13 protein-coding genes are annotated in these 16,816 nt (G+C 68.7%); 3 read left to right on the plus strand and 10 right to left on the minus strand.

Annotated elements, in window-relative coordinates:
- Positions 1-364: 364 nt before the first annotated feature.
- The 4 genes from MFF22_RS18290 to MFF22_RS18305 all read right to left on the minus strand — a co-directional run bounded on the left by MFF22_RS18290 (position 365) and on the right by MFF22_RS18305 (position 4,946).
- On the minus strand, positions 365-2,158 hold the full coding sequence (locus MFF22_RS18290; RefSeq protein WP_238250552.1) for an IlvD/Edd family dehydratase: 1,794 nt from the start codon (positions 2,156-2,158) through the stop codon (positions 365-367).
- Positions 2,155-3,297 (minus strand): aldose epimerase family protein, encoded by a 1,143-nt coding sequence (locus MFF22_RS18295; protein ID WP_238250554.1) that lies wholly within the window; start codon positions 3,295-3,297, stop codon positions 2,155-2,157. The genes MFF22_RS18290 and MFF22_RS18295 overlap by 4 nt, the downstream gene beginning before the upstream one ends.
- A 251-nt stretch (positions 3,298-3,548) precedes the next feature.
- Positions 3,549-4,442, minus strand: a complete 894-nt coding sequence (locus MFF22_RS18300; protein ID WP_238250555.1) for an outer membrane protein — start codon at positions 4,440-4,442, stop codon at positions 3,549-3,551.
- A 246-nt stretch (positions 4,443-4,688) separates the two neighbouring features.
- On the minus strand, positions 4,689-4,946 hold the full coding sequence (locus MFF22_RS18305; RefSeq protein WP_238250557.1) for a DUF6894 family protein: 258 nt from the start codon (positions 4,944-4,946) through the stop codon (positions 4,689-4,691).
- 121 nt (positions 4,947-5,067) lie between these two features.
- Here MFF22_RS18305 and MFF22_RS18310 point away from each other — a divergent pair, with 121 nt between their 5' ends.
- Positions 5,068-5,310, plus strand: coding sequence for a hypothetical protein (locus tag MFF22_RS18310; protein WP_238250559.1), 243 nt, complete (start codon positions 5,068-5,070; stop codon positions 5,308-5,310).
- Here the strand turns inward: MFF22_RS18310 and MFF22_RS18315 are convergent.
- Positions 5,294-7,042: a methanol/ethanol family PQQ-dependent dehydrogenase gene (locus tag MFF22_RS18315; RefSeq protein ID WP_238250696.1), complete on the minus strand. Its 1,749-nt coding sequence runs from the start codon at positions 7,040-7,042 to the stop codon at positions 5,294-5,296. The genes MFF22_RS18310 and MFF22_RS18315 overlap by 17 nt on opposite strands.
- Positions 7,043-7,236: 194 nt before the next feature.
- On the opposite strand from MFF22_RS18315, the gene MFF22_RS18320 reads away from it, so the two are divergent.
- Entirely contained in the window at positions 7,237-8,367 is a 1,131-nt protein-coding gene (locus tag MFF22_RS18320) for an epoxide hydrolase family protein (RefSeq protein WP_238250561.1), read from the plus strand.
- 202 nt (positions 8,368-8,569) lie between these two features.
- On the opposite strand, the gene MFF22_RS18325 is transcribed toward MFF22_RS18320, so the two are convergent.
- From MFF22_RS18325 to MFF22_RS18345, 5 genes are all read right to left on the minus strand, one after another.
- Positions 8,570-8,878, minus strand: a complete 309-nt coding sequence (locus MFF22_RS18325) for an SCP2 sterol-binding domain-containing protein (protein ID WP_238250563.1) — start codon at positions 8,876-8,878, stop codon at positions 8,570-8,572.
- Positions 8,879-9,025: 147 nt separating this feature from the next.
- Positions 9,026-10,810, minus strand: coding sequence for an acyl-CoA dehydrogenase C-terminal domain-containing protein (locus MFF22_RS18330; protein ID WP_238250565.1), 1,785 nt, complete (start codon positions 10,808-10,810; stop codon positions 9,026-9,028).
- Positions 10,811-10,814: 4 nt separating this feature from the next.
- On the minus strand, positions 10,815-13,136 hold the full coding sequence (locus tag MFF22_RS18335) for a 3-hydroxyacyl-CoA dehydrogenase/enoyl-CoA hydratase family protein (RefSeq protein WP_238250567.1): 2,322 nt from the start codon (positions 13,134-13,136) through the stop codon (positions 10,815-10,817).
- Positions 13,136-14,272 (minus strand): thiolase family protein, encoded by a 1,137-nt coding sequence (locus MFF22_RS18340; RefSeq protein WP_238250575.1) that lies wholly within the window; start codon positions 14,270-14,272, stop codon positions 13,136-13,138. Before MFF22_RS18340 ends, MFF22_RS18335 begins: the two co-directional genes overlap by 1 nt.
- A gap of 265 nt (positions 14,273-14,537) precedes the next feature.
- Positions 14,538-14,954 (minus strand): MerR family transcriptional regulator, encoded by a 417-nt coding sequence (locus tag MFF22_RS18345; protein WP_238250577.1) that lies wholly within the window; start codon positions 14,952-14,954, stop codon positions 14,538-14,540.
- Positions 14,955-15,463: 509 nt separating this feature from the next.
- Between MFF22_RS18345 and MFF22_RS18350 the strand changes: the two genes are divergently transcribed.
- Positions 15,464-16,783: an OmpP1/FadL family transporter gene (locus MFF22_RS18350; RefSeq protein ID WP_238250579.1), complete on the plus strand. Its 1,320-nt coding sequence runs from the start codon at positions 15,464-15,466 to the stop codon at positions 16,781-16,783.
- The last annotated feature ends 33 nt before the right edge of the window (positions 16,784-16,816 follow it).

The following is a 16,816-nucleotide window of genomic DNA, read 5'->3' on the forward strand; positions in this document are numbered from 1 at the left end:
CGGCCTGCCAACGCAACGGAGACAGGGCACCCGGCGATGGGGCACTCCTGATAGTCCCTGTCCGCCGATCCGTCCCACCCGCTCCCTCATCCTGAGGTGCCGCGTCAGCGGCCTCGAAGGAGGGCTCCAGGGATCCCCCGGTAGCTGGACCCCTCCTTCGAGGCCATCGCTTCGCGACGGCGCCTCAGGATGAGGGCGATGGTGGGAATGAAGGTGACGCCGATGTGGACCCACCCGGCGTAACCCGATCGAGAGCGGCGCGAGAGCGTTTCCTGTAATCCTTGGATCACAGGAAACGCTCTAGACTAACGTTTTTGCTGCATTTTATAGCGCCGAACTGGCACTCAATTCGGCGGAAAATGCTTCAATGGTTGTCCCGCGGCAGGCCTTTGGTCTGGGCGATGCGCTGGAACGCCTCGGCGCCTTCCAGGATGGCGCCCGTATGCATCTGGCCGACGACGGCCCGCTGCATCGCCTGCCACGGCGTCTGCGATGCGGGGTAGGCGAAGCCACCCGCCGCCTCCAAAGCCTTGCGGCGCGCGGCGATTTCCTCTTCCGGCAGCAGCATGTCCGCGGTGCCGCGGCGCAGGTCGATCCGCACCCGGTCGCCCGTGCGCAGGAGGGCGAGGCCGCCCCCGGCCGCCGCCTCGGGCGAGGCGTTCAGGATCGAGGGCGAGGCGGAGGTGCCCGATTGCCGTCCATCCCCGAGGCAGGGGAGGGCGAAGACGCCGGCCTTGATGAGGTGGGCGGGGGGCCGCATGTTCACCACCTCGGCGGCGCCGGGGTAGCCCACCGGCCCGGCCCCGCGCATCACGAGGAGCGTGTCCTCGTCGATATCGAGGGACGGGTCGTCGATGCGGTGATGGTAATCCTCCGGGCCGTCGAACACGACGACACGGCCTTCGAACGCATCCGGGTCGTCGGGGTTCGAGAGGTAGCGCGTCCGGAATTCCTCGCCGATCACGCTGGTCTTCATGATCGCCGCGTCGAAGAGATTGCCCTTCAGCACGAGGAAGCCCGCCGCCTCCTTGAGCGGCCTGTCGAAGGGCCGGATCACGTCCTCGTCTTCGATGGCGACGCCCCGGCAATTGTCGCCGATCGACCGGCCGTTGACCGTGAGGGCGCCCTCCCGGATCAGGCCGCTTTCCATCAGCTGGGCGACCACCGCGGGCAGGCTGCCGGCCCGGTAGTAGTCCTCGGCCAAGTAGGTGCCCGCCGGCTGCAGGTTGACGAGGAGCGGCACGTCGAGGCCGTGGGTCTGCCAGTCGGTCACGTCCAGTTCGGTGCCGACATGGCGGGCGATGGCCGCGAGGTGGATCGGGGCGTTGGTCGAGCCGCCGATGGCCGAGTTGACGACGATGGCGTTGAGGAACGCGTCGCGGGTGAGGATGTCCGAGGGCTTCAGGTCTTCGGCCACCATCTCCACGATGCGCTTGCCGGTGCGGTAGGCCGCTTCCTGCCGGTCCCGGTAGGGGGCCGGGATCGCGGCCGTGCCCGGGAGCATCATGCCCAGCGCCTCAGCCAGGGTGTTCATGGTGGTCGCCGTACCCATCGTGTTGCAGAACCCGGTGGAGGGCGCCGACGAGGTCACGAGCTTGATGAAGCCGTCATGGTCGATCTCCCCCGCCGCGAGCATCTCCCGGGCCCGCCAGACGATGGTGCCCGACCCCGTCCGCTGGCCCTTGTACCAGCCGTTGAGCATCGGCCCGACGGAGAGGGCGATGGCCGGGATGTTCACGGTCGCCGCCGCCATGAGGCAGGCCGGGGTGGTCTTGTCGCAGCCGGTGGTGAGCACCACCCCGTCGAGCGGGTAGCCGTAGAGCAGTTCCACGAGGCCGAGATAGGCGAGGTTGCGATCCAGCCCGGCGGTGGGCCGCTTGCCGGTCTCCTGGATCGGGTGGACCGGGAATTCCAGCACGATGCCGCCCGCCTCGCGGATGCCCTCGCGGATCCGCTCGGCCAGGACGAGGTGGTGCCTGTTGCAGGGCGAGAGGTCGGAGCCCGTCTGCGCGATGCCGATGATCGGCTTGCCCGAGCGCAGCTCGTCCAGGCTGAGGCCGAAGTTCAGGTAGCGCTCCAGGTAGAGCGCCGTCATGTCGATGTTGTCCGGGTTGTCGAACCAGGCACGGGAGCGGAGCTTGTGGGGGGCGTCGGTCATCGGACAGTCCGATCGGTGGGGGCCAGCGTGGAAAAGCGGTAGGTGATCACGTTGCGGAACGTCCCGCCGGGATCGAGGCGGGCCGAGCCGAAGGCCGGCTGGTTCGGCGTGTCGGGGAACAGCTCCGGCTCCAGGGCGAGGCCATCCGATTGCCGGTAGACCAAGCCCGATTTCCCGACCGCCGTCGCGTCGAGCATGTTGCCCGTGTAGAACTGCACCCCCGGTGCCGTGGTGGCCACCTCAAGGACGCGCCCCGAGGCCGGGTCTTCGACTCGTCCGGCAAGGTGAAGCGCGTCGGTCGGCGCATCGGCCAGGACGAAGTTCTGGTCGTAGCCGTGGGCGCGGACGATCTGGACGTCGCGCCCATCGCGGATCCGGGCGTCGATCACCTCCGGCGCGCGGAAGTCGAAGGGGGTGCCCGCCACCGGCGCCCGCTCCCCCGTTGGGATCTGGGTGGCGTCGACCGGCGTGTACTGCTCCGCCGGAATCAGGACGCGCTGGTCCAGGACGGAGCGGCTCGAGCCTTCCCCGGCGAGGTTGAAGTAGCTGTGGTTCGTCAGGTTGACGACGGTCGGCTTGTCCGTGGTCGCCGTGTACTCGATCCGCAGGGTGTCGGGGGCGGAGAGTGTGTAGGTGACCCGGGCCGTGAGGGTGCCGGGATAGCCCTCCTCGCCATCCGGGCTGACATAGCTCAGGGTGACCGAGGGGGTGGCGCCGCCTTCGAGATGCGCGATGGTCCAGAGCTTCTTGTCGAAGCCCTCCTTGCCGCCGTGGAGGGAGTTCGGCCCGTCGTTGGTGGCGAGGGTGTAGGTCTTGCCGTCCAGGCTGAATCGGCCGTCCCGGATGCGGTTGGCGTAGCGGCCGACGCTTGCGCCGAAATAGTTCGGCTTGTCGAGGTAGGAGGCGAGATCGGCATAGCCGAGCACCACGTCCGCCGCATGCCCATCCCGGTCGGGGACGTGGAGGGCGCGGAGGGCGGCGCCCCAGGCGATGATCCGCGCGGTGAGGGTGCCGTTGGAAAGGGTCACCTCCTCGACGGGGCGACCGTCCGGCAGTGTTCCGAACGGTGCCCGGCTGGCTTCCCCCACCGCCGCCGCAACCGTGCAGGCGCCGAGAACCGCTGCTTTCCAGCCCTGCATGCACCATCCTCCCCGATGCCGTGCGTCGACGGCTGTTCCGGACAGGATGGTTTTATACTCCTACAAATAGGCTGACAATCGCCGTGGCTCGCCGCGGAGATGGGCCCTCACGCAATCGTTTCTCCGGCTCCAGGGCGGGTACCCTCCGGGGCAGCCGAGGCCAGAAACGAAAAAGGGCACGGGGAAGAACCCCGTGCCCTAGTTCAGACCGGCCCGATCAAGTCGGGGTCGGTCCGGGTTGTTGTCGGATCTTAGTAGGTGCCGAACTTGTAGTTCACGCCGGCGCGGACGACGGCGAACTCGGTGGTGTTGCGGCGGAGGTTGGCCGGGCCGGAAACCAGGGTCACGCCCGGGGTGGTCGTGGAGATCTGGGTGCCGAAGTTGTTGTTGGCGAAGGCGCCAGCGTTGTTCCGGCTCTGGTCGAGGTTCACGTACAGGCCTTCGACCTTCAGCGTGACGGCCGAGGAGCGGAAGAAGTTCAGGAACGAGTCGGTCGGGAGAGCGTACTCGATGCCGCCGCCGACAGCGTAGCCGGTCTGGAAGTCGTTCGAGGACACGCCGGTGCCGAACTGACGGCCGCCGCCGGAGCCGTAGGCGAAGCCGCCCGTGGCGTAGACGAGGGTGCGGTCGAAGGCGTAGCCGAGGCGGCCGCGCACGGTGCCGAAGTAGTCGAGGCCCGACAGGCCGTTCGGGTTGTACACCAGGGCGCCGGGGACCAGGGTCGAGCCGGCCGGGGCAGCGAAGGAGAAGCGGTTCCGCTGGGCGCCGAAGTCGACGTACTGGGCGTCAGCTTCGATACCGACGACCACGCCCGAACCCGGGGTGAACTGGTAGTTGTAGCCGATCTGACCACCGCCAACGAAGCCTTCGTTGTTGCGGGTGTTCGAGAAGGCGATGACGCCGGTGGTGGGCACGTTGCCGGCGGCGAACAGGTTGTTCTGCGGCGACACGCCGATCACGGTCGGGGTGGAGGACGACGAGGCGTCGAAGCCGTAACCGGCGTTGAAACCGGCGTAGAAGCCCGTCCAGGTGAAGACCGGCACCGGCGTGAAGACCGGCGGCGGGGCGCGGCGCGGAAGGTCGGCGGCGGTCGCGGCGGCGGTGAGCGCCGTGAACATGGCCAGCGAGGTAACGAGGCTCTTCATAACTTGGCAATCCCCAGAAGTCTGTCCCGATCGGGTTGATTTATAACGGAAGACGGTCCGGATGACTGTGTCGGCGGGGATACACCGGCCTCCGAACTGAGGCGAGATGGTGGCCGATCCGGGCAGGCGACCGCTGGGCTGATCGAAAAAGACGTTCCAAATCAACAGCATTGCCCTGCCTCAAAATCGTGGCGCCGGGCGGCTTGCTCTTGCGCTGGCCCGTATCCGAAGCCCCCGCCAGGCCGGTCAGGCATCGCGGGGGAGCGGGTCCGGCCGTAGCCGGACGGCTGTGAAGGCGCGCACGAGGGTCCGTCGTCCCCTGTCGTCGTGGACATCGACGAACCACCGGGTCCAATCGGCCTCACCCGCCTCCATGTGGGCGAGGGCGACCCGGTCGGCATGGGCCCTCACCTGAGCCAGGGTCGGCAGGCGCCGTCCCCGGAGATCGAAGATCGCATCGCCGCCCGGGCCGACGCAATGGAACCGGTAAAGCCTCGTCGGCACTCGCCTTTTACCCCTCGATCCACAGCGGTCCACCGGGATTCGGGCCTTCTGTCCCAGACCCCTTGAACCGAATCGCCTGCTCCGCTTTGTTCTTGATATGTTCTAGCGGAGGTTGAGCGGGATGCGAGGGGCAGCGAGCGAATCGACAGCGACGGCCTGGACGCCGACGGAGGCGGAGACCATCGCGCTGGCCTATTACCGGGTGCACCACCGGGACGGCTGGGCGGCCCTGGTCCACGTCGTCGAGGATGCCCTGCGCGACCTCGCCGCCGCCGACTCGGCCCTCCGCGAGCGGGGGCGGCAGATCTCCCACGGCTATGTGCGCGGGAACCCGGGAGAGCAGGGGGCTAATCCCGCAGGGTGAACACCGTGAGTTGCCCCCCGGTGGCGGTGTACTGCGACAGGGCCGCGTAGCCGCCCACCGCACCGGACCCGTCGGCGGGGTCCGTCAGGCCGGCCGCGAGGCCGATCCCGGCCCATCCGCCGACCCCCGAGAGGACCGCTACATATTGCCGGCCCGCGAACGTGTAGGTGGTGACGTTGCCGACGATGCCGGAGGGCGTCTTGAACCGGTAGAGGTCGCGTCCGTCGCGGGCATCCACGGCCTTCAGGGTGCCCTCCAGGGTCCCGTAAAAGACGACGCCCCCCGCGGTCGCCAGCGCCCCGGACCAGACGGAGAAGGGCTCCGGCTTCGACCAGACGATCCGTCCCCTCGCGCCGTCCCAGGCGATGAAGGCGCCGGTATGCGTGTCTCCGGCCGGCGGATGCAGGGTCAGGGTGGCGCCAACATAGGGCTGGCCGGGCACGTAGCGGACGCGGAACGGCTCGTAATCCATGCACATGTGGTTGGTGGGCACGTAGAACAGGCCGGTCGTCGGCGAGTAGGCCGCGGGCTGCTGGTTCTTGGTGCCGAGGGCTCCGGGGCAGATGCCGGTGGTGGTCTCTTCCTCCCCGCGCTCCTCGGGGGCGAACCGGGTGTCGAGCACCGGCCGCCCGTATCCGGGCCGGGCCGGATCTTGTTCGATCCGGCGCGCCCAGTTGACGCTGGGATCGAACTTCTCCGCCACGAGCAGGGCGCCCGTGGCGCGGTCGAGGGTGTAGCCGAAGCCGTTGCGGTCGAAATGCGTGAGCACCTTGCGGCGGGTGCCTGCGATCTCCTGCTCGGTCAGGATCATCTCGTTGACCCCGTCGAAGTCCCACTGGTCGTGGGGCGTCATCTGGTAGACCCAGCGGGCGATCCCGGTGTCGGCGTCGCGGGCGATGATCGCCTCGGCCCAGGCATTGTCGCCGGGGCGCTGGGCCGGATTCCAGGTCGAGGGGTTGCTGGTCCCATAATAGACGAGGTTCAGGTCGGGGTCGTAGGCGTACCACCCCCAGGCGCATCCCCCGCCGATTGTCCACTGGTCGCCCTCCCAGGTCTTCAGGGACGAATCCCGGCCGACCGGCTTGCCGAGGGCGGTGGTGGTCTCCGGATCGAACAGGATGTCGTCGTCCGGACCCACGGCGTAGGCGCGCCAGATTCGCTTGCCGGTGGCCTGATCGTAGGCGGTGACGTGGCAGCGGGCGCCGTATTCACCGCCCGAGAGGCCGACGATCACCTTGCCCTTCACCGGAAGGACGGTGGCGGTGTTGGTCTCGCCCCGGCCGGGATCGCCGTTCCGCACCGACCAGAGCACCTTGCCGTCCGCCGGGTCGAGGGCGACGAGGGTCGTATCCGCCTGCTGCAGGAACAGCCGGCCGTCCGCATAGGCGAGGCCGCGATGGACCGTGTCGCAGCACATCACCGCGATGACGCCGGGATCCTGCCGCGGGCTGTAACGCCAGAGGATCTTGCCCTCGTGGGCGAGGTCGAGGGCGTAGACCGTGTTCGGGAAGGGCGTGTGGACGTACATCACCGAGCCGACCACGATCGGCGCACCCTCATGGCCCCGCAGTACCCCGGTGGAGAAGGTCCAGGCGACCTTGAGGCGCGAGACGTTGCCCGCATCGATCTGGGTCAGCGGCGAGAAGCGGGTGTTGGCCGCATCCATCGTCTGGAGCACGGGCTCGGCCTGGGCCACGGTCGCAAGGCCCGTAAAGGCGAGGGCGGCGAGCAGGCGGGGGAGGGGGTAGGGCACGGCAGGGCTCACGCGGGTGCAAGGCGGCTTCCATGGGATCGCCCTTCGGCGAAACCGTGGCCGGATCGGTACGACCCGCGAACCCAACGGCGCCCTCCCGATTTGTATGAGGCACCCGGTGGCCATCCCGTCCTCGCGAGCGGGTGTGCCGGGCGACAGCACAGGGAGACACCATGCGCCCCTTCACCATCGCCTGGGATGCGGACAGGCTCGCGTGGCTGCGGGACAAGATCCGGACCACCCGGATGCCGCGCCTGCCCGAGGGGGCCGGCTGGCGCTACGGCTGCGATCCAGACTTCCTGGCCGGGCTCTGCGCCCACTGGCTCGACGGGTTCGATCACGACGCCGCGGCGGCCGAGCTGAATCGTTTCCCGCAGTTCCTGGCGCGGATCGAGGATCTCGACATTCACGTGGTGCATGTCGTCGGCGAGGCGGAGGGGCGGCGCCCGCTTCTCCTCACGCACGGCTGGCCCGGCTCGGTCTACGAATTCTGGGAGGTCATCGAGCCCCTGGCCTTCCCCTCCCGGCACGGCGGGCGGGCGGAGGACGCCTTCGACGTGGTCGTGCCCGCGCTTCCGGGCTTCGGCTTCTCCGGCAAGCCCAAGGCGCCGATCGGTCCCAGGACCACGGCGCGGCTGTTCGACCGGCTGATGCGGGAGGAGCTCGGCTATGCCCGCTACCGGGCGCAGGGGGGCGATTGGGGGGCGGGCGTGACGGCGTGGCTCGCCCTCGACCACGGGGCGAGCCTGCAGGCGCTCCATCTCAACTACCTGCTCGTGCAGCCCGGTGCTGAGCCGGAGAGCGTGGCGGAGAAGGCGTGGCGCAAGGCCGCCCACGATGCCCAGAGCCGCCTCGGCGCCTATGCCGACCTCCAGGGCACGAAGCCCCTTTCGCTCGCTTACGCCATGGCCGCCGAACCGGTGGCCCAGCTGGCATGGCTCGTCGAGCGCTTCCACGATTGGGCGGACCTGCGCGAGCGCCCGTTCGAGGAGGTCTTCCCCCTCGACAGGCTGCTCACCAACGCCCTGTTCTACCTCCTCACCGACTCCTTCGAGACGGCCACGTGGTATTATGCCGGCGCCCGGGCCGAAGGGGCCCGGACGATGCCCAAGGGTGCCCGCGTCGCGGTCCCCACCGCCTTCGCCGCCTATCCCGATCCGCGCACCGCCCCGCCGCCGCGGGAATGGGTGGAGCGCGGCTACGCGGTGACCCGCTGGCGGGACATGCCCCGCGGCGGCCATTTCGCGGCGATGGAGGTCCCCGACCTGTTCGTCGCGGATCTGCGGGACTGGGCGCGGGTCTAGAACCGACCTTGACTGAGTTGCGCCGGGGAGTCCCCCTGCGACGCCCAACCTCGATTCCCATCCTCTCCCTCATCCTGAGGTGCCGTCGCAATGCGACGGCCTCGAAGGAGGGCTCCAGGTCTCACGCGTTTCCTGGAGCCCTCCTTCGAGGCCGCTTCGCGGCACCTCAGGATGAGGCGGAGGAAGGGAAGAATCGACGGCTCTATCCGTCCAACAGCCCGGCGAGCTTCATCGCCACACCCTGCGAGCCCTGGACCTTCAGCCGGCCGGTGGAGAAGGCGATCATCGGGTTGAGCTTGCCCTGCACCAGCTTGAGCAGGTTGTCGGAGCTGAGCTTCATCACCGTATCGGCCTCGCCGCCCTCCACGGTGGAGACGTCCACCTTGCCGCCGGTGGCGTCCACGAGGATGCTGCCGCCGTCGGTGAGGTCGAACCGCACCCGGTAGCCGAGGCTGTTCAGGGCGTCCGACCGCTCCTCGATCGCGTCGACCAGTTGCCCGAGTTCCGCCATTCGTTTCACTCCACTCTCGTCTCGGCTCATCGTCATTGCGAGCGAGAGCGAAGCCATCCAGGGCCGGCGCCACGCTCGGCAACGGCCCGCGTCCCTGGATTGCTTCACTGCGTTCGCAATGACGGAGAAGGTTTCAGGCCTGCCCTCTCAGAACATCGCCTCGTCCAGCGCCATCATCGCGCCCTTGCCCGATTTCACCGCCGCCAGCAGGCCCGCCACCTGGGGCAGGATGCGCTCCATGTAGAAGCGGGCGGTGGTGAGCTTCGCCTCGTAGAAGTCCCGCTCGCCCGTGCCAGCGGCCAGGGCCGTGTGGGCTACCTTGGCCGAGCGCAGCCACATGAAGCCCAGCGCCACCAGCCCGAACAGGCGCAGGTACTCGGTGGCGGCGGCGCCCGCCTCCTCCGGGTCCTTCATCCCCCGCTGGGCGATGTGGGCGGTGGCGAGCTGGAGCGCGCCGAACGCCTTGGCGAGCGGCTGGGCCAGGGGCGACAGGGCCTCGTCCTCCAGGGCTTCGTCCAGGCCGGCGAGGACCGGGTGGAAGAAGCTCCTCAGGTAGCGTCCGGCGTGGGCCGGGAGCTTGCGGCCGACGAGGTCGAGGGCCTGAATGCCGTTGGTGCCTTCGTAGATCATCGAGATCCGGGCATCGCGGACATACTGCTCCATGCCGTGGTCGCGGATGAAGCCGTGGCCGCCATAGACCTGCATGCCGATGCTCGCTGCCTCGTAGCCGAGATCGGTGAAGAGCGCCTTCACGATCGGCGTCATCAGCGCGGAGAAATCCTCCGCCCGGCGCCGCTCGGCCGGGTCGGGATGGTGCTCCATCACGTCGAGGCTGCGGGCGACCCAGGCGCCCAGCGCCCGGCAGCCCTCGTTGTAGGCCCGGATCGTCATCAGCATCCGCCGGACGTCCGGGTGGACGATGATCGGGTCGGCGGGCAGGTCCGGCCGCTTGGTCCCGACGAGGGACCGGCCCTGGAGCCGCTCCTTCGCGTAGGCGACGGCGCCCTGGTAGGCGGCTTCCCCCGCGCCGAGCCCCTGGATGCCGACCGACAGGCGCTCGCTGTTCATCATCGTGAACATCGCGCGCATGCCCTTGTGCGGCTCGCCGACGAGCCAGCCCTTGGCGTCGTCGAAGGAGAGCTGGCAGGTGGCCGAGGCCTTGATGCCCATCTTATGTTCGAGGGCGCTACAGGTGACGCCGTTGCGCTCGCCCGGCGTGCCGTCCGCCCGGGGCAGGTACTTCGGCACCAGGAACAGGCTGATACCCTTCACGCCCTTCGGCGCGTCGGGGAGCTTTGCCAGGACCAGGTGGACGATATTCTCCGTGAGGTCGTGGTCGCCGGCCGAGATGAAGATCTTCGACCCGGTGATCGCAAAAGAGCCGTCGCCCTGCGGCACGGCCTTGGTCCGCAGGAGGCCGAGATCGGTGCCGCAATGGGCTTCCGTCAGGCACATCGTGCCCGACCACGTCCCGTCCACGAGCTTGGGCAGGTAGGCCGCCTTCAGCTCCTCCGAGGCGTGGCCTTCGATCGCCTGATAGGCGCCGTGGCTGAGGCCGGGATAGAGTCCGAAGGACAGGTTGGTCGAGCAGATCATCTCCTCGACCAGCTTGTTGATGCCCGCCGGCAGGCCCTGGCCGCCATAGGCCGGGTCCGCGCCCATGGCGGTCCAACCGCCTTCCCGGAACGCCTTGTAGGCTTCCGGAAAGCCCTTCGGCGTGCGCACCACGCCGTTCTCCAGGCGGCAGCCTTCCTCGTCGCCCGAGGCGTTCAGCGGCAGCAGACGCTCGGTGCAGAATTTCGACGCCTCTTCCAGGATGGCGTCGGCGATGTCGGGGGTGAAGTCCTCGTGGCCCGGCAGGGCCTCGGCACTGCCGTGCAGTTCGTTCAGCACGAAGCGCATGTCGCGCAGGGGAGCCTTGTAGGTCTGCATCGCGTCAGTTCCTCACCGGGCGGCCGGTTTCGATCACGCTCTCGAACCGGTCGAGGGTCGCCTCCGTCCGCACGAGGCGCATGAAGCTGTCCCGCTCGAGGTCGAGGATCGCGTCTTCCTCGACGGTGTCGAGGATGTCCGCCTCGCCCCCGGACAGGACGGTGGCGAGTTCCCCCGCCACCACGAGGTCGTGCGTGGTGGCGATGCCCCGCCGGGCAAAGCCCTCCGCCGCCATCCGCATGGCGAGGGCGCCGGCGGGGCCCGGGAGGGTGAGGGAGACAGGCTTGCGCGGTTCATAGCCCTCCACCAGGGACAGGGCCTTGGCCTTGGCGTCGGCGAGAAGCCGGTCGCGGTTCATGGTGATGCCGTCGCTCTCGCGCAGGAACAGGAGGTCGCGGGCCTCCTCCGCCGACTTGGCGACGGTGGCGGTCGAGATCGTCTCGAACACCTTGGCGGCGGCGGGCATCGGGCCCTTCGGCAGCTTGGGCGCGCTCTGCCAGCGGGCCAGCATCTCCTTGCAGCCGCCCCAGCCCGGCACGAGGCCGACCCCGGCTTCCACGAGGCCGATATAGGTCTCGGCATGGGCCTGCACCGCATCGCTGTGCAGGAGGATCTCGCAGCCGCCGCCGAGCGCCATGCCGGCGGGCGCGCTGACCACCGGGAACGGGGCGTATTTCAGTTGGCTGTAGGTCTGCTGGCCGAGGGAAACCAATTTCTCGATCTCGCCCCAGGCGGCGATGTTGGCGGCGAACAGGGCGAGGCCGAGATTCGCGCCGACTGAGAAGTTCGAGCCCTCGTTGTAGACGACGAGCGCCTTGTATTGGGACTTCACGAGCTTGATGGTCTTGCCGAGCAGGACCATGATCTGCTCATCGAGGGCGTTCGCCTGCGAGGTGAACTCGAAGCACACCACACCGTCGCCGATGTCCCACAGGGCGGCCGAGCCGTTCTTGAGCAGCGGCTTGGCAGAAAGCTTGATGTCCTCCAGCCGCAGCACGCCCTCGGGGCGCACGATTTTTTTGTAGTCGCCCTCGGTCGTAAGGACCTGCCGCTCGTCGTTCTCGACGCGGTAGAAGCTCCGGCCGTTCAGACCGGCCAGGATCGGCGGGACGGAGTATCCATCCTTCGCCAGCCGCTCGGCCACGTAGGCGCCGCCGATCTTGTCGATCAGCTCGAACGGACCCCACTTCCAGTTGTAGCCGAGGCGCATGGCCTCATCGATGGCGGCGATCTCGTCGCTCGCCTCGCCCACGAGCCCGGCGGCGTAGGCGAGCGTCGGGCCGATCACCGTCCAGGCGTAGGCGCCGATGCGGCCCTTGAGGTCGAGCACCGCACGGGGGCCCTTCGCCTCCTTCAACTCGGGTAGGTCCGCCTTGGCGGAGGGCCGGTAGGCGCCGGTCTTGAGGTCGACGGCCTCCTTGGACTTCTGCCCGTTCGTGCGGTTCAGGCGGTAGAACCCGCCCTTGCCCTTGCGGCCGGTATAGCCCTCCGCGATCAGCTTCGTGACCAACGGCATCTCGCGGTAGGTCGCGTGGAACGCGTCCTCCGCCGGCAGGGCCGCCCGCAGGCTCTTGGTGGTGTGGGGGATCAGGTCGAGCCCCACCAGATCCACGAGGCCGAAAACGCCGGTCTTGGGGATACCGAAGGGGCGGCCCATCACGGCGTCCGCCTCCTCCACCGGCACGCCGAGGTCATCGGCCGCCGCGATGGCGTTCTGGATCCAGAAGATGCCGAGCCGGTTGGCGATGAAGCCCGGCCGGTCCTTGCAGGCGACGACGCTCTTGCCGAGCTTGCGGTCGGCGAAATCCGTCACCGTCGCGGCGAGCGCCGGATCGGTCTTCGGGCCGGTGACGACTTCGAGCAGCCGCATGTAGCGCGGCGGGTTGAAGAAGTGGGTGATCAGAAAGTCCTTCGCGAAGGCTTCCGGCATCCCCTGGATCAGCGCGTCGAGCGGAATGGTCGAGGTGTTGGACGAAACCGCCGTGCCTGGCCGGCGCACCGCGTCGATGCGCCTGTAGAGGGCCTGCTTCGCGTCGAGGCGCTCGATCACCACCTCGATGATCCAATCGACGTCCGCCAACCGGTCGAGATGGTCTTCGACGTTGCACGCCTCGACGAGCTTGGCGGCCCGGGGCGACATGAAGGCGGCGGGCTCCGTCTTCAGCATCTTGGCGATGGCGCCCCTGGCGAGGCCGTCCCGGTCTGCGGCGCCCTCGGGGACGATGTCCATCAGGAGCACCGGCACGCCGGCGTTGGCGACGTGGGCGGCGATGCCGGAGCCCATGACCCCGGCGCCGATGACGGCGACTTTGCGGATCCCGATCATCAGATGCGCTCCAGAAGGGTGGCGATGCCCTGGCCGCCGCCGATGCACTGGGTGGCCAGCGCGTAGCGGCCGCCCTCGCGGGCGAGCAGGGCGGCGGCCTTGCCGACGATGCGCGCGCCGGTGGCACCGAGCGGGTGGCCGAGCGCGATGGCGCCGCCGTCGATGTTGACGGTCTCCTCCCGCAGGCCGAGGTCGCGGATGCAGGCGATGGCCTGGGCGGCGAAAGCCTCGTTCAGCTCGACGACGCCGAGCGCGTCGGCGGTGATGCCGGCCCGGGCCATCGCCTTCTTCGAGGCGGCGACGGGGCCGATGCCCATGATCTCCGGTTCGCAACCCGAGAGGCCGATGGCCGCGACCCGGGCCAGCGGCGTCAGGCCGGCGCGGCGGGCATAGGCGTCGCTGCACACCAGCACGGCGGAGGCGCCGTCGGTGAGCGGCGAGGAGGTGCCGGCGGTGACGGTGCCCTCCTGCTGGAAGGCCGGCTTCAGCCCGGCGAGCCCTTCCGCGCTGGCATCGGCGCGGATGCAGCCGTCGGCCCCGACGGTGCCGCCCTTGGTGGCGATCGGCACGATCTCGGCGGTGAACCGCCCCTCGGCCTGCGCGGCGGCGGCTTTGCGGTGGCTCGCCACGGCGAAGGCCTCCTGGTCGGCGCGGGTGATCTGCCAGCGGCGCGCGACGTTCTCGGCGGTGTCGCCCATGCCGATATAGGCGCCGGGGCGCGTCTCGTGCAGCGCCGGGTTGGGCATCGGGTTGAAACCCATCATCGGCACCCGGCTCATGCTCTCGACGCCGGCACAGAGGAAGGCCTCGCCGGCCCCGAGCATGATCTGCCCGGCGGCGATGTGGACCGACTGCATGGAGGAGCCGCAGAAGCGGTTCACGGTCACGCCGCCGACGCTGAGGTCGAGGTCCGCGAGCAGGCCGATCAGCCGGGCGACGTTGAAGCCCTGCTCGCCCTCGGGGAAGGCGCAGCCGACGATCAGGTCCTCGATGTCCCCGGAGGGAATGCCGGCATCGGCGACGAGCTTGCGCACCACCTGCGCGGCGAGGTCGTCCGGCCGGACCCGGGCCAGCGCCCCCTTCTTGGCGGGGGTGAACGGCGAGCGGGCATAGCCCGCGATAACCACGTCGGTCATGCTGTCCTCACGGAACGGGTGTGGGGGTAGGGGATGCGGAAAGAGTCCATTCCCGCCCTCATCCTGAGGTGCTGCGAAGCAGCCTCGAAGGAGGCTTCCAGCCGGCGCGCGGATCCTGGAGCCCTCCTTCGAGGCCGCTGAAGCGGCACCTCAGGATGAGGGGGATGGGTGGGATTGATGCCGGGTCTGCCAGGGTGTGGCGTGTCCTGCTGCCCTGGGTCGTTGCGCTTTGCGCGCGATGACGGGTAGGAAACCCCGCGGACCGCTACCGCGCCCGGCGCACCTTCGACGGGGCCTCGGAGGCGGGGAGGGCCGCCAGGGCCGCCTCGGTCTGCTGCGCAATAGTGCGTAACTCGGCCATCGTCTCTGCCAAGGCCTTTTCCTGCTCGACCAGGCTGTCGAGCCGGGCCTGCACCCGCTTCAGCAGGGCGCGCATCTGCTCCTGCCGGGTCGGGTCGGCATCGTAGAGGTCGAGGTATTCCTTGATCTCTCGTAGGGTGAAGCCGAGCCGCTTGCCGCGCAGAATCAGGATCAGCCGCGCCCGGTCCCGGTGCGTATACACCCGGTTGTTGCCGGCCCGCCGCGGATTGAGGAGCGCCTTGTCCTCGTAAAAACGGACTGTTCTCGCCGTCACACCAAGGTCGTTGGCGAGCTGGGTCACTGTGTACAGCGTATCGGACACAGGTGGCCTTCTCTAGTTTGAAGCCACCGTATGCCCGGAGCGCGCGAAGCGTCAACGCCGGAGCGCGCGCCATGAAACCGCGCTTTAGGGTGCGATGAGCAGCCACCTTCCCCCTCCCTCCGCCGGGCGGCCCTCACGTGGGGCCTTCGTTCCTGCGATCTCACTTAACGTATACGTCAACTTCTATCCTGATACGTGAGGTCTGCGCAAGGGGGGGCGCTCCGGTCCGGCTGACGTGAAAATGCCACAGCCCATGCCCTCCGGCGTGGGCTCGGTTCCGAGCGTGGCCTTTCCAGCTTGCATTTTTGTGCCGCTTTCGGCAGCGTCTTGACCTATAGGGAAGGCTGTCGATCAGCGAAGTGGACTGACTGTCCGTCTGTGTCGTTCCGGTACGCGAATGCTTCGAGCCGGAAATTTTTTGGCCTCGGGGCTCCGATCAGTTTAATAAATTCATAACAACAAGCCTTAAAAATAGGCGAATCCAAAGCTTATCTTGGGGAGGGATGGGGATGAGGACGATGCGTGGCGCCCGGATCGGGGCGGCAGCCTTGGCGGCGACGTTGTCTTGCGGGACGGCAGCCTTCGCGGGCGCGTTCGGGCTCCGGGAGCAGAGCACGGAAGCGCAGGGCCTGGGCTACGCCGGCGCGGCGGCCGGCTCGGGCGGTGTGTCGTCGATGTTCTGGAACCCGGCCGTCATCACGATGCGGCCCGGGTTCGTTACCGAGCAGAATCTGACCTATCTCGGTCCCTCCGCCACCATCACGCCGACGACGGGCACCAACCCGGCCTTCGCGCGGCTCGGCGCTTCGGGCGAGATCGGCCAGGGCGCGGTCCTGCCGGCGGGCGCCAGCTCCTACCAGATCAACGACCGCCTCTGGCTCGGCATTGCCACGGATGCGCCGTTCGGCCTGACCACCAAGCCGAACCAGGTGTGGTCCGGAGAGGTCTATGGCCGGTCGTCGCGGATCTTCTCCCTCGCCATCAACCCGGTGGTCGGTTTCAAGGTCAACGAGTGGCTTTCGGTCGGCGCCGGGCCGAACATCGAGTATTTCCGGCTGACCCTTCGGCAGGCCCTGCCGATCCCCGGCATCCTGCCGCAGACCTATCCGAGCTCGTTCCTGAAGGGCGAATCCTGGGGGGTGGGCTTCACGGCGGGCGCCACCATCACGCCGTGGGAAGGCACTGCGTTCGGCGTCGGCTACCGCTCCTCGGTCCACCACGACATCGACGGCTCCATCGGCGTGCCCCTCGTGGCCCTGGCCCTCGTGGCGGGGCAGGTGCGCGCCAGCCTGAACACCCCGGACAAGCTCAGCGTCGGCCTGACTCAGGCGGTGAGCCCGGTCGCCCGGGTCTCCCTCGGCTTCGAATGGGACAACTGGTCGAGGCTCGGCGATATCGGGATCGTCTCGAAGACGCTCGGCGTGCCGGTCAACGACCTGCCTCTGCGGTACAAGGACGGGTTCCTCTACTCCATCGGCGGCGAGTACGACGTGAATGCCGCCCTGACCCTCCGGGCCGGCTTCGGCTACGAGACCTCGCCGATCGACTTCACCAACCGCTCCGTGCGCCTGCCCGACGGCGACCGTTACAGCCTGAACGTCGGCGCGAGCTACCGCTGGAATGAGCAGCTGACCCTCAACGTCGCCTATTCCCACCTCTTCCTCGATAAGTCGCGGATCCTGGCGGGCCTCGGGCGTGACTACAACGTCGGCAATATCGCCTTCGCCGGGGTAGTCGATTCGAGCGTCGACATCGTGTCCGTCGGCTTCCGCTATGCCTTCGGTGCCCCGCCCGCCCCCGCCCCGGCGCCCCTCGTGCGGAAGTACTGACGCGTTCGCCATGTCGGGGTGCGCCGCGCCTCA

It is taken from the genome of Methylobacterium persicinum (assembly GCF_022179525.1).
GTDB classification, from domain to species: domain Bacteria; phylum Pseudomonadota; class Alphaproteobacteria; order Rhizobiales; family Beijerinckiaceae; genus Methylobacterium; species Methylobacterium persicinum.